Annotated in this window: 10 protein-coding genes; 1 reads left to right on the top strand and 9 read right to left on the bottom strand. The window is 67.4% G+C overall.

Annotated features, from left to right (window positions below):
* Positions 1-76: 76 nt before the first annotated feature.
* The 8 genes from hutI to QTI20_RS27915 form a co-directional block, all read right to left on the bottom strand.
* On the bottom strand, positions 77-1291 hold the full coding sequence (gene hutI, locus QTI20_RS27950) for an imidazolonepropionase (protein WP_286555030.1): 1215 nt from the start codon (positions 1289-1291) through the stop codon (positions 77-79).
* A gap of 2 nt (positions 1292-1293) precedes the next feature.
* Complete coding sequence (locus tag QTI20_RS27945) at positions 1294-1869, bottom strand: HutD/Ves family protein (RefSeq protein WP_286555651.1); 576 nt, start codon at positions 1867-1869, stop codon at positions 1294-1296.
* 16 nt (positions 1870-1885) lie between these two features.
* Positions 1886-3598 carry a urocanate hydratase gene (gene hutU, locus QTI20_RS27940; protein WP_286555032.1) on the bottom strand — a complete coding sequence of 571 codons (1713 nt, stop codon included), beginning with the start codon at positions 3596-3598 and terminating at the stop codon, positions 1886-1888.
* 23 nt (positions 3599-3621) lie between these two features.
* Positions 3622-5202: a histidine ammonia-lyase gene (gene hutH / locus QTI20_RS27935; protein WP_286555033.1), complete on the bottom strand. Its 1581-nt coding sequence runs from the start codon at positions 5200-5202 to the stop codon at positions 3622-3624.
* Positions 5203-5273: 71 nt separating this feature from the next.
* Positions 5274-6122, bottom strand: a complete 849-nt coding sequence (gene hutC / locus QTI20_RS27930) for a histidine utilization transcriptional repressor HutC (RefSeq protein ID WP_286555035.1) — start codon at positions 6120-6122, stop codon at positions 5274-5276.
* 1 nt (position 6123) lies between these two features.
* Positions 6124-6909 (bottom strand): ABC transporter ATP-binding protein, encoded by a 786-nt coding sequence (locus tag QTI20_RS27925; protein ID WP_286555037.1) that lies wholly within the window; start codon positions 6907-6909, stop codon positions 6124-6126.
* Positions 6909-7742: an ABC transporter permease gene (locus QTI20_RS27920; protein ID WP_286555039.1), complete on the bottom strand. Its 834-nt coding sequence runs from the start codon at positions 7740-7742 to the stop codon at positions 6909-6911. Before QTI20_RS27920 ends, QTI20_RS27925 begins: the two co-directional genes overlap by 1 nt.
* A 44-nt stretch (positions 7743-7786) precedes the next feature.
* Entirely contained in the window at positions 7787-8752 is a 966-nt protein-coding gene (locus tag QTI20_RS27915; protein WP_286555041.1) for an ABC transporter substrate-binding protein, read from the bottom strand.
* Positions 8753-9011: 259 nt separating this feature from the next.
* On the opposite strand from QTI20_RS27915, the gene recQ reads away from it, so the two are divergent.
* On the top strand, positions 9012-10907 hold the full coding sequence (gene recQ / locus QTI20_RS27910; RefSeq protein WP_286555043.1) for a DNA helicase RecQ: 1896 nt from the start codon (positions 9012-9014) through the stop codon (positions 10905-10907).
* 101 nt (positions 10908-11008) lie between these two features.
* Here recQ and QTI20_RS27905 read toward each other — a convergent pair whose 3' ends face one another.
* Positions 11009-13573 carry a YadA family autotransporter adhesin gene (locus QTI20_RS27905; protein ID WP_286555046.1) on the bottom strand — a complete coding sequence of 855 codons (2565 nt, stop codon included), beginning with the start codon at positions 13571-13573 and terminating at the stop codon, positions 11009-11011.
* Positions 13574-13740 lie beyond the last annotated feature (167 nt).

Here is a 13740-nt window from a genome sequence, read left to right as displayed (position 1 = left end):
TGGATCGGGCGCGCGTCGTGCAAGGCTGACGCCCTCACCCCCGCCCTCTCCCAGAGGGAGAGGGAGCAAGACCGGCTCACAGCACCACCCTCCCCTGCCGCACCACGCCGCGCACCGGCCGCTGCCCGAACCAGTAGGCCAGTTCCGCGGCTTCCTTCAGGTCCCACAGCACGAAGTTCGCCGGCATACCGGCAGCGATCGCGCCGTGCGTGTCCTGCAGGCCCAGCGCGTGTGCCGCATGCACCGTGACGCCCGCGATGGCTTCGGGCACCGTCAGGCGGAACAGCGTGCAGGCCATGTTGGCCATCAGCAGCAGGCTCAGCGCGGGCGAGGTGCCGGGGTTGTGGTCGGTCGAGACCGCCATCGGCACGCCGGCCGCGCGCAATGCGGCGATCGGCGGCACCGTGGTGTCGCGCAAGGTGTAGAACGCGCCGGGCAGCAGCACGGCCACGGTGCCGGCGTCGCGCATCGCGTCGATGCCGGCCTGCGAGAGGTGTTCGATGTGGTCGCAGGACAGCGCGCCGTAGCGCGCGGCCAGCGCGGCGCCGCCCATGTCCGACAGCTGTTCGGCATGCAGCTTGACCGGCAGGCCCAGGGCCTTCGCCGCCTGGAACACGCGCTCGGTTTCTTCCAGCGAAAACGCGATGCGCTCGCAGAACACGTCGACCGCATCGACCAGGCCTTCGGCAGCCAGCGCGGGAAGCATCTCGTCGCACACGAGGTCGATGTAGTCGCCGCTGCGCCCCGCGTACTCGGGCGGCAGGGCATGGGCGCCGAGGAAGGTGGTGCGCACCGTCACGCCATGCGCTGCGCCCAGTCGGCGCGCCACGCGCAGCTGCTTGCGTTCGTGGGCCAGCGCCAGGCCGTAGCCCGACTTGATCTCGATCGCGCACACGCCTTCGGCCAGCAGCGACTGCAGCCGTTGCGATGCGCTCGCGAACAGTTCGTCCTCGCTGGCCTCGCGCGTGGCGCGCACGCTGGAGACGATGCCGCCGCCCGCCTTGGCCACTTCTTCATAGCTCGCGCCGGCCAGCCGCATCGCGAACTCGTTGGCGCGCTGGCCGCCATAGACCAGGTGCGTGTGGCAATCGACAAGGCCCGGCGTGACCAGCGCATCGCCGCCCTCGTGGGCGGGCAGCGATGCGAATGCCGCCGGCAGCTCGGCACGCGGGCCGACCCAGCGCACGGTCCCTTGTTCCACCACGATGGCGGCCTGCACGCCGGCATCGGAGGCCAGGCGCAGGCCGGTCCACAGGCCGTCGGCCGAGGGCGAGGCATCGAAGTCGTTCATCGTCAGGTCTCCTGGGATCTCGTGCGGAAGCGCACCGCCACGAGGCGTGCGTCGTCATCGCCGGCTGTCAGTGTCCACGCCATCGCGTCATCGGCCCACCAGAGGCCTTCGCCGACCGAGAGTGTCTGGTCGTTGGCCCGCCATCGGCCGTGCAGGCTCATCAGCAGGCCGCCCGATGCGGCGGCCAGCGATTGCGCACCGGCCAGCACGCGCACTTCGGCCTCGCAGCGCGCGCGCCGGCTCATCACGTTGAAGTCGTTCGATGCGCCGCCGAGCAGCGCGCAATCGAGTGCGACGTCGCCGCTGAAGGCGAAGGGCAGCAAGGGCGTGTCGAGCCGATGGTCGAGGCCGGCTTCGGCGGCCTGCAGCCGCACGCCGTCGCCCTCGAGCAGCATGATCGTGCGGTCCACGCCCGCGAACACCGAGAAGGGGCCGCTGGCGGCGATGGTCGCGATGCTCACGCGCCAGTCGAAGGCCTCGAGCCCCGCGCCCGGCGGCCAGCTCGCGATCTCGCGCGTGCTGCCGCCGCCGTTCTTCCAGGGCGTGGGCAGGAGTTGCGCGCGCGAGAAGCGTTGCATGGGCATGGCGTCGCGCCTACTTCACCATCGGCAGCTTGAGGCCCTGCTTCTTCGCCGTGGCGATCGCGATGTCGTAGCCCGCGTCCGCATGGCGCATCACGCCGCTCGCCGGGTCGTTCCACAGCACGTTGCCGATGCGCTTGGCGGCGGCCTCGGTGCCGTCGCACACGATCACCATGCCGGCGTGCTGCGAGTAGCCCATGCCGACGCCGCCGCCGTGGTGCAGGCTGACCCAGGTCGCGCCGCCCGCTGTGTTGAGCAGCGCGTTGAGCAGCGGCCAGTCGCTGACCGCGTCGGTGCCGTCCTTCATCGCTTCGGTCTCGCGGTTCGGGCTCGCGACCGAACCGGTGTCGAGGTGGTCGCGGCCGATCACGATCGGCGCCTTGAGCTCGCCGTTCTTCACCATCTCGTTGAAGGCCAGGCCCGCGAGGTGGCGCTCGCCCAGGCCCAGCCAGCAGATGCGCGCGGGCAGGCCCTGGAAGGCGATGCGCTCGCGCGCCATGTCGAGCCAGCGGTGCGTGTGCTTGTTCTCGGGGAACAGCTCCTTGATCTTGGCGTCGGTCTTGTAGATGTCCTCCGGGTCGCCCGAGAGCGCGACCCAGCGGAACGGGCCCTTGCCTTCGCAGAACAGCGGCCGGATGTAGGCGGGCACGAAGCCGGGGAAGTCGAAGGCGTTGGCCACGCCTTCGTCGAAGGCGACCTGGCGGATGTTGTTGCCGTAGTCGACCGTGGGCACGCCCATGGCCTGGAAGTCGAGCATGGCCTGCACGTGCACCACGCAGGACTTGGCGGCGGCGACGCTCAGCGCCGCGTGCTGCGATGCGTCCTTCATCGCGGCCTGCCATTGCGGCACGCTCCAGCCCGCGGGCAGGTAGCCGTGGATCAGGTCGTGGGCCGAGGTCTGGTCGGTCACCAGGTCGGGCTTGATGGCGGTGCCGGCCTTGGCGCGGCGCGCGAGCTCGGGCACGATCTCGGCCGCGTTGCCCAGGAGCGCGATCGACACGGCTTCCTTCTTCGCCGTGTGGTGCGCGATCAGCGCCAGCGCGTCGTCGAGGTCCTTGGCCTGCTTGTCGACGTAGCGTGTGCGCAGGCGGAAGTCGATGCTCGACTGCTGGCATTCGATGGCCAGCACGCAGGCACCGGCCAGCACGCCGGCCAGCGGCTGCGCGCCGCCCATGCCGCCCAGGCCGGCGGTGAGGATCCACTTGCCCGACAAATCGTTGCCGTAGTGCTGGCGGCCGGCTTCGACAAAGGTCTCGAAGGTGCCCTGCACGATGCCCTGCGCGCCGATGTAGATCCAGCTGCCGGCCGTCATCTGGCCGTACATGAACAGGCCCGCGCGGTCGAGCTCGTTGAACTTCTCCCAGTTCGCCCACTTGGGCACCAGGTTGGAGTTGGCGATCAGCACGCGCGGCGCATTGGCGTGGGTCTTGAACACGCCGACCGGCTTGCCCGACTGCACCAGCAGCGACTCGTCGTCCTCGAGTTCCTTCAAGGAGGCGAGGATCTGGTCGTAGCACTCCCAGTTGCGCGCGGCGCGGCCGATGCCGCCGTACACCACCAGGTCCTGCGGGCGTTCGGCGACTTCGGCGTCGAGGTTGTTCTGCAGCATGCGGAACGGCGCTTCGGTGAGCCAGCTCTTGCAGCTGAGCGTGCTGCCGCGCGGGGCGCGGATCACGCGGGTCGGGTCGTGGCGCGGGTCGGTGGCGATTTTTTCGGGTGCGTTCATGGTTCGGTTCTCCTCAACTGCGACTAGGCGGCAATGGCGTTGGACGAATGGCTGGGCAGGCAGGCCAGCAGGGCGGACGGCAGATCGGCGGCCAGCGCCCACTGGCGCATCGCCTCGATGTCGGGTGCGAGGTAGCGGTCGCGCTCGAGGAAGGCGACCTGGGTGCGGATCCGGGCGAATTCGGCTTCGACGAGCGGAGAACTCTTCAGGCCGCCGCCGCGCTTGAGCTCGATACCCTGGGCAGCGCACATCGCTTCGATGCCGACAACCACGGCCGTGTTGTCGACCATGTTGCCGAGCCGGCGCGCCGCGAAGGTCGCCATCGACACATGGTCTTCCTGGTTGGCCGAGGTGGGCAGGCTGTCGACGCTGGCCGGGTGCGCGAGCGACTTGTTCTCGGACGCGAGCGCGGCGGCCGTGACCTGCGCGATCATGAAGCCGGAGTTGAGGCCGCCGTCGTGCACCAGGAAGGGCGGCAGGCCCGACAGGCCGGTGTCGAGCAGCAGCGCGATGCGGCGCTCGCTGATCGCGCCGATCTCGCTCACCGCCAGCGCGATGATGTCGGCCGCGAAAGCCACGGGCTCGGCGTGGAAGTTGCCGCCCGAGATGACTTCGCCGGTGTCGGTGAAGACCAGCGGGTTGTCCGAGGCCGCATTGGCCTCGATCACCAGCACGCGCGCCGCATGCGCGAGGTTGTCCAGGCAGGCGCCCATGACCTGCGGGATGCAGCGGATCGAGTACGGGTCCTGCACGCGCCCGCAGTCGGCATGCGAGGGCACGATCTCGCTGCCCTCGAGCAATTCGCGCACGGCGGCGGCCACCGCGATCTGGCCGGGCTGCCCGCGTGCCGCATGGATGCGCGCATCGAAGGGCTTGATCGAACCCTGGATGGCTTCGAGCGACAGCGCGCCCGACATCAGGCCCGCAGCGAAGACGTTCTCGGCGCCGAACAGGCCCGCCAGCGCCAGGCCGGTCGACACCTGCGTGCCGTTGAGCAGTGCCAAGCCTTCCTTGGGGCCGAGCACGAAGGGCGCGAGACCGATGCTGCGCATGGCTTCGGCACCGCCCACGACCTGGCCGTCGGCCAGCGTCGCCTGGCCTTCGCCGATCAGCACGCAGGCCAGGTGCGCCAGCGGCGCGAGGTCGCCCGAGGCACCGACCGAGCCCTTGGCCGGGATGCGCGGCATCACGCCCGCGTTGAACAGCGCCAGCAGCGCCTCTACCAGTTCGGGCCGCACACCCGAGTGGCCGCGCGCCAGGCTCACCGCCTTGGTCGCCAGCACCAGCCGCACCACCGGCGCGGCCAGCGGCTCGCCCGTGCCCACGCTGTGCGAGAGCACGAGGTTGCGCTGCAGCTCGGCCAGGTGGTCGTTGCCGATGCGCGTGCTCGCCAGCTTGCCGAAGCCGGTGTTGATGCCGTAGACCACCTGGTCGTTGTCGACGATGTGCTGCACGGCGGCCTGGGCGGCGCGCATGCCGGCGGTGGTCGAAGGGTCGAGCGACAGGCGGACGCCGCCCGCATGGATGGCGCGCAGCAGCGGCAGGTCGACCGCGGCAGGTGTGAGAACGCGGGCGATCGGGGAGGCAGTGGAAAGACCGGTCATGTGAGTTGTCTATACAGGTGGGTCGGCGCGTGAGCGGGCGGATGGTGACAGCGAGAAAAAAGGCGGCGGCCTCAGCCGAAGCGGGGGTTGCCGTCGGCGCGGAAGCGGCTGCCCAGGCGGTAGCGCGAGGCGGGGTGCAGGCAGCGCACCCAGGTGACGGGCGTGCCGCGCGTCCATGTGCGGCGCGTCAGCAGCAGGCAGGGTTCGGCGACCGACATCGCGAGCCGCTCGGCCTGCTCGGGGCTGGGCAGCACCGCGTCCACCAGATGCTCGATCTGGTCGAAGGGCACGTTGCGCACCAGGTACTCGCTGGGCGGAATGGCTTCGAAGTCCTGCACCAGATAGTCGGGCACGACCAGCGGATTCACGTAGCGCTCCTCGAGCTGCACCGGCGTGCCGTTCTCGAGGTGCAGGCACACGCTGTGGAACACCGACGCGCCGGACTGCAGCCCCAGCCACACGGCCACCTCGGGCGCGGCGGCGATGCGTTCGACGGCCAGCATCTCGCAGCGGTAGTCGTGGCCGCGCTGGCGGATCTCGCTTGCGATGTTGGCGATCTGCAGCAGCGTCGACTGCGGCTTGTTCTCGGCCACGAAGCTGCCCACGCCGGCCACGCGGGTGATGCGCCCCTGCTCGACCAGCTCGCGCAGCGCGCGATTGACCGTCATGCGCGCCACGCCGAACTGCGCGACCAGTTCATGCTCCGACGGCAGCCGGTGGCCGGCCGGCCAGGTGCCGTCCTGGATCTTGCGGGAGATGTGGTCCTTCACCTGGGCATACAGCGCCAGGCTAGGCGGCACGCCGGCCTCCGGGCGTGAAGGCCGGGACGATTCCACCGCCTTGCCGACGGCCTCGGTTCCTTTCGCGTCCTTCGCGCGCTTCTGCGCCCCCTGCGTCCGGCTGCCCGATTCCGTCTTCATCTCAATGCTCCGCGGCCGCCATGGATTCGGCGCGGATCTCTTCGGTGAGCTGCGCCTTGATCGCCATGAACTCGGGCGAGGTCTTGATCGTGTAGTGGCGCGGGTGCGGGAAGTCGACCGCGATCTCGGTCTTGATGCGCCCCGGCCGCGCGCTGAACACCGCCACGCGGTTCGCCATGAAGATGGCTTCGTCGATGTCGTGCGTGACGAACAGCACCGTCTTCTGCGCCGACTCCCAGATGCCCAGCAGCAGCTCCTGCATCAGCACGCGGGTCTGGTTGTCGAGCGCGCCGAAGGGCTCGTCGAGCAGCAGCATCTTGGGGTCGTTGGCCAGCGCGCGCGCAATGGCGGTGCGCTGCTGCATGCCGCCCGAGAGCTGCTTGGGGAAGTGGTTCTCGAAGCCGCGCAGGCCGACCTTGGCGATGAAGAAATCGCTGCGCTCCTTCTGCTGCGCCTCGGTCATGCCGCGCTCGCGCAGGCCGAAGCGGATGTTCTGCGCGATGGTGAGCCAGGGGAACAGCGTGTAGCTCTGGAACACCACGCCGCGGTCGGCGCCCGGGCCTTCGATGCGCTCGCCGTCGAGCAGCACCTGGCCGGTGGTCGGGAAGTCGAGGCCGGCGACGATGCGCAGCAGCGTCGACTTGCCGCAGCCCGAAGGGCCGAGGATGGTGACGAAGTCGTTTTCCTTGACCTCGAAGTCGATGGGTTGCAGTGCCTGCGTGCGCTGGCCCTTGGTGCCCTCGAAGACGCGGGACACGCCCTGGATGGAGAGTTGGTTGCGCGACATCAGATCGTGCTCCATGCAAAGAGCTTGCGGTTGACGGCCTTGAACGCGAAGTCCGAGACCAGGCCGATGATGCCGATCACGATGATCCCGAAGATGATCTGCCCGGTGTTGAGCAGCGCCTGGCTGTCGGTGATCATGTGGCCGATGCCCGAGGACGAACCGATGAGCTCGGCCACGATCACGTAGGTCCAGGCCCAGCCCAGCACCAGGCGCAGCGTCTCCGCGATGCCCGGCGCGGCGCCCGGGATGAGCACCCGCTTGACGATGCCGCCGCTGTCGGCGCCCAGCGTGTACGCGGCCTCGACCAGGTCCTTGCGCGCACCGCCCACGATGACCGCGACCATCAGGATGATCTGGAACACCGAGCCGATGAAGATGACCAGCAGCTTCTGCGTCTCGCCGATGCCGGCCCAGAGGATCAGCAGCGGAATGAAGGCCGACGCCGGCAGGTAGCGGCAGAAGGACACGAAGGGCTCGAGGAAGGCCTCGACGGGCTTGTAGGCGCCCATCGCGATGCCCAGCGGCACGGCGACGACCGTGGCCAGCACGAAGCCGCCCAGCACGCGCCACACCGTCATGCCGATGTCGTGGATAAAGTTGTATTCGGTGAAGAGCAGCCAGGCTTCCTTCACCATCGTGACCGGGCTGGCCAGGAAGGTCGGCGACACGAAGCCGCCCAGGGTGAAGAAGGCCCAGACCGCGACGAACAGCACGAAGAAGCCGACGCCGAGCAGCCAGCGGGCGCGGGCGCTCACCGGTTCCAGCGGCGCGATGCGCCGGCGCCGCGCGGGCGTCGGCGTGGCCGCCGGGATCGAAGGGGGGGGCACGGGCATCGGTGCCGTTCGCGTGTTCGCCATTGTCTGTCTTGCTTGCTGCTTTACTTGATGAACGAGGCGTCGAAGGTCGTGGCCAGGTCGTCCGGCGCCTTGCGGATCACGCCGGCTTCCAGCAGGATCTTCTCGGCGTCCTTCATGAAGGCCGTGAGTTCACCCGCGAAGAATTTCTGGTTGGCCGCCTTGTCCTGCCAACGCAGGTAGGCCGCCGACTTGGCGAACTGTTCGCCGGTCTGCTTGACCGCCGAGCCCATCAGTTCGTTGGACTTGGCCGGATCGGCCTTGATCATCTCGAGCGCCTCGAAGTAGGAGTTGGTCAATGCCTGGGCCGCCTTGGCGTTGGCCTTGAGCCAGGTCGGCGCGCAGCCCACCGTGTCCATCACCATCGGGTAGTCGAGCGTGGTCGCGAGGATCTTGCCGGCAGCCGGGTTGCTGCGCACGGTCGAGAGGTAGGGCTCGTAGGTCATGGCGGCATCGTTCTGCCCGGCCACGAAGGCCTGCGCGGCGGCCTGCGGCGACAGCGTGGTGGTCTTCACGTCCTTGAGCGTCATGCCGTTCTTGCTGAGCATCCAGGCCAGGCCGAAGTAGGGCGCGGTGCCCGGCGCATCGACGCCGATGGTCTTGCCCTTGAGGTCGGCGAAGTTCTTGATGTCGCCGCGCACCGCGATGCCGTCGGCGCCATAGGACTTGTCCATCTGGAAGATCTGGACGATGGGCACGCCGTTGGCGTTCCAGGCCACGTGGGTCTCGATGGTGGTGGCCGCGCACTGGATGGCGCCCGACGCCAGCGCCAGGTGACGGTCCTTCTGCGGGATCATCTTGAGTTCGACGTCCAGCCCGTTCTTCTTGAAGATGCCCGCCTTGTCGGCCAGCGAGAGCGGCGCGAAGCCGGTCCAGCCGGACATGCCGAGCACGATTTTGGTGTCCTGCGCGGAAGCGGTGGTGGCAATGCCTGCTGCGCACAGGCCGGCTGCGAGCAGCGAGGTGACTTTGACGACCATCTTGACCATGGGTACTCCTGGATTCCGTTCGTGATGAAAAGCGAGCCGTTCGACGCGCCGGGGGCGGATGTCCCGCGACGGTGTTGAACGAATTGTGGCCGCGCGCCCCAACTTGTCTATACAGGGTTTTCCCAGCGCTCTTTCTCGGTGCATTGCCTCAGGGTAAATGCACCAATTTGCTGTCTAGACAGGAAGGTGTCGCGTGAACGCTGAAACGTTGCAAAGCGCGTGCCAGCCACGACACGGACCGATCGGGGACAATGGCCGCGTGTCCCTCGCCACCCTCCCCCACTCCACCGAAAACCAGGGCAGCGCCGCGCCCGCGGACATCCTCCACGAGGTGTTCGGCTACACCCAGTTCCGCGGTGCCCAGCAGGCCATCGTCGACCATGTGGTCGGCGGCGGCGATGCGCTGGTGCTGATGCCCACGGGCGGCGGCAAGTCGCTGTGCTACCAGATCCCGGCCATCGCGCGGCAGCGCGCGGGGCACGGCGTGTCGATCGTGGTGTCGCCGCTGATCGCGCTGATGCACGACCAGGTCGGCGCGCTGCACGAGGCCGGCGTGAACGCGGCCTTCCTCAATTCCACGCTCGACTGGGAACAGACGCAGGACGTCGAGCGCCGCATGCTGCGCGGCGAGATCACGCTGCTCTATGCCGCCCCCGAACGGCTCAACACACCGCGCTTTTTGTCGCAGCTCGACTCGCTGCACGAGCGCGGCAAGCTGAGCCTGTTCGCCATCGACGAGGCCCATTGCGTGAGCCAGTGGGGCCACGACTTCCGCCCCGAGTACCGCTCGCTCACCGTGCTGCACGAACGCTATGCGGGCGTGCCGCGCATCGCGCTCACCGCCACGGCCGACGACCTGACGCGCGCCGACATCGTCGAGCGGCTGCAGCTGGAGGAAGCACAGCAGTTCGTCTCGAGCTTCGACCGGCCCAACATCCGCTACACCATCGTCGAGAAGAAGGACGCCACCACACAGCTGCTGCGCTTCATCCAGCGTGAGCACGAGGGCGATGCGGGCGTGGTCTATTGCCAGTCGCGCAAGCGGGTGGAAGACGTGGCCGTCGCGCTGCAGGACGCGGGCATCAATGCCCTGCCCTACCACGCGGGCCTGGATTCGGCGGTGCGCCAGAAGCACCAGGACCGCTTCCTGCGCGAGGAAGGCATCGTGGTGGTCGCGACCATCGCCTTCGGCATGGGCATCGACAAGCCCGACGTGCGCTTCGTCGGCCACCTCGACATGCCGAAGAACATCGAGGGCTACTACCAGGAGACCGGCCGCGCCGGCCGCGACGGCGCCCCCGCCGACGCCTGGATGACCTACGGCCTGCAGGACGTGGTGAACCAGCGCCGCATGATCGACGAGAGCCCGGCCGGCGAGGAGTTCAAGCAGGTCATGCGCGGCAAGCTCGACGCGCTGCTGTCGCTGGCCGAGGCGAGCGACTGCCGGCGCGTGCGCCTGCTGGGCTACTTCGGCGAGAAGAGCACGCCCTGCGGCAACTGCGACAACTGCATCACGCCGCCGCAGGTCTGGGACGGCACCGACGCCGCGCGCAAGCTGCTGTCGACCATCTACCGCGTGAACCAGCACAGCGGCATCAGCTTCGGCGCCGGCCACATCATGGACATCCTGCGCGGCAAGCCGACCGAGAAGGTCAAGCAGTTCGGCCACGAGAGCATCAGCACCTTCGGCCTGGGCGCGGAGTTCAGCGAGGTGCAGTTGCGCGGCGTGCTGCGCCAGCTGATCGCGACCGGCGCGCTGGCGGTGAATTCGGAAGCCTTCAACACGCTGCAGCTCACCGACGGCTCGCGCGCGGTGCTCAAGGGCGAGCAGGCGGTGAGCCTGCGCGAGTCGGTGTCGACGCCGGCCGAGCGCAAGCCCCGGCGCGAGAAGGCGGCCCGCGGCGCGCCCTCGCCCGCGGCCGCCACGCTGGACGAGGCCGGCCAGAAGCGCTTCACCGCGCTCAAGGCCTGGCGCGCCGAGGTGGCGCGCGAACACAACCTGCCGGCCTACGTGATCTTCCACGACGCCACGCTGGCCGCCATCGCCGAACGCGCGCCCGCCACGCTGGAAGACCTGCAGGGCATCAGCGGCATCGGCACCAAGAAGCTCGAGGCCTACGGCGAGGACGTGCTGCGGGTGTGCAGCGCGTTCTGAGCCTCCGACCCATAAAAAAACCCGGTCAGGCCTGGGTGAGGCCTGCCGGGCTTGGAAGACGCCGACGGCGCACAGGGCGCCGTGGAGGCGTCGCCTTGGACTTACCAGGAGAACATGCCGCCCACACCGGCCGCGGCACGGCCGTCGGTGCCGGTGCCGACGTTGAGCTTGATCTGCAGCGATTCGGAAATGCGCGCCGCCAGGCCCACGGCCACCGCCGAACGGCCGTCGTAGGTGCCCACGCCCACGCCCATGCCGAAGTTCTTGCCGGCCTCGAGCGCCGGCATCGACGAGGCCGCCACGGCGATCGCGACGCCGGTGCCGGAGACCTTGCGGTTGTCGCTGAGCTGCTGCTGAACCTGCGCGTTGGTGCGCGCCTGCGCCGCGTTGGCATTGCCCTGCGCGTTGTTGAAGGCCGCCTGGTTGGCGTTCACCACGCTCTGGTTGCTGTTGATCGCGGCCTGCTTGTTGTTCACCACCGCCTGGTCGCTCACCACTTGGTTGAGCTGGTTCACGTTGGCCGCATCGGTGCCCGCCACACCGGCCGCGACGCCGCTGATGGTCTTGTTGTTGTTGTTGATGCCCTGGGTCGAGGTCACACCGCTCACGCTCAGGTTGCCGCCCACGGTGGCCGCGCCGCTGGTCGACAGCGTGGTGGTCGCGATGTTGCCGGTGTTGGTGAGGCCGGTGGTGGTGGTGGCGCCGGTCACGTTCAGGTTGCCACCGACCGTGGCAGCGCCGGTGGTCGTGAGCGTGTCGGTCTTGATGTTGCCGGTGTTGGTGAGGCCATTGGTGGTGGTGGTACCCGCCACGCTCAGGTTGCCGCCGACCGTGGCCGCGCCGGTGGTCGTGAGCGTGTCGGTCTTGATGTTGCCGGTGTTGGTGAGGCCGTTAGTGGTGGTGCGGCCCTGCACCGTCAGGTTGTCGGTGAGCGTGGTGTCGCCCAGGATCGTGTTGGTGCCGGTGGCGCCACTGCTAAAGATGCCAGTGGTCAGCGTGTTCGGTGAAGCGCCCGAAAAAATGCCGGTGGCGGTGGTGCTCGTGCCGCTGGCGGCGTCGTAAGCAGCGTCCATCCCGCTCAGTTGGCGCCCGGTGCTCTTGTCGAACGTGCCGATGCCGGCCCCTTGATCATCAGCAGCGGCGCCCGAGGCGATGGGGGCCGTCGCGTTGATGTGATACAGCAGCGCCGCATCGGGAGCCACACTGACCACCGAGGATCCGCTACTCAAGGAGATCGACGTTGGCGTCTGGCTGATCGTCGTAGCGCTGCCGGCATTGTCCTTGACGGTCGATTTGAAGGCCGTCGACGACTGTTGGAGGAATGACGCGTTCCCCGCAGTGTCCACCACGCCGAGAATGGTGCTGGTCGCTGTCTGACCGAGCGCCGACGCATTACCGGCAAGGTCGCGGACTGCGTTATTAGAACTTGTCGCCGTCTGCTCGAACTGCGCCGAGTTTCCGTTGCCGTCTTTCACCGCGTTGAGGCTGTTCGTCGCCGACTGGTTAAGCGATGCCTGGTTTCCGTTGGCGTCTTTCACACCGACGGCGTTAGCCGCGGCCGTCTGGTCGATGAGCGACACTTTGCCGGTGTTGTCGTTGACCTGAGAGTGGGAATTGGTCGACGTCTGACCAAGCGAGGTGTTGTTTCCGTTGCCGTCGTTGACCTTGACGACATTGCCCGTTGCAGTCTGATTGATCGCCGCTGCATTGCCATTGCCGTCGCTGACCTGAGAGTCGGATTTCGTCGCTGTCTGATTCAGCGACGCGTGGTTGCCGTTGCCGTCGTTCACCTTGACAACATTCCCGGTTGCAGTCTGATTAATCGCCGCTGCATTGCCGTTGCTGTCACTGACCTGAGAATTTGATTTTGTCGCGGTCTGCATCAGCGAGGTCGTATTTCCGCTGCCGTCCCTGATCCCGACGGCATTGCTCATCGCGTTTTGGCCTATTCCAGACAGATTTCCATTGCTGTCGCTGACCTGAGATCTAGAACTCGTTGCCGTCTGGACAAGGATCACCCGGTTTCCGTTGTTGTCTTTCACTCCGGCGATGTTGCCCGTGGCTGTCTGGTCAATGGTCGATGTATTTCCATTGCTGTCGTTGACTCTGACGACGTTGCTCGTCGCCGTCTGGTTAAGTCCCGCCTGATTGCCATTGCCGTCTTTCACCCCGACGGTGCTGGTTGTGGCCGTCTGATTGAGCGACGCTTTGTTTCCGTTGCCGTCGTTCACCCCGACGGCGCCGGTCGTCGCTGTCTGATCGATCTGCGACTGATTGCCGGCGTTGTCGCTGACCAAGGAGTCGGACTTCGTCGCCGTCTGATTCAGTGACGCCTTGTTTCCGCTAGCGTCGTTAACCCCGACAGAAGCAGTTGTACTCGTCTGTTGGAGGGTCGACAGATTGCCACTGCTGTCGAAGACTCGGGTGTTGGCGGTTGTCGTCGTTGTCTTGGACTGCGCCCCGTGGCCTGCACCGTCATCGACAGTGATAACGACCTTTTGCGAAAGAGGAGCGAGGGTGCCGGTCGTGGGGGTGCCGTTAGACAGCACCTCCGTGTAACTTTTGTCAGCTTCGACGCTCACGCTGGTTATCACTGCCTGAGCCGAGGCATTGGCGGCGCAAACGGCCAACACGGCAAGCGCCACCGGACGGAACAAGAAAGTCATGAAATTCCCCTGAATGTTTTGGAAGCAACCGCCACGCACAGTGCGTCGCCGTGCGACCTGGATCCTAGGGACTTCTGTTTTCAGACCGATAGAAAGGCATCAATAGAAAGTTCAGACGTGAAATAAGTCACGATTTTGAAGAATTTGCAATCCTTAATGAATTGACA

The sequence above is a fragment of the Variovorax sp. J2P1-31 genome, assembly GCF_030317215.1.
Taxonomy (GTDB): domain Bacteria; phylum Pseudomonadota; class Gammaproteobacteria; order Burkholderiales; family Burkholderiaceae_C; genus Variovorax.
This window is presented reverse-complemented; position numbering and strand designations above follow the sequence as displayed.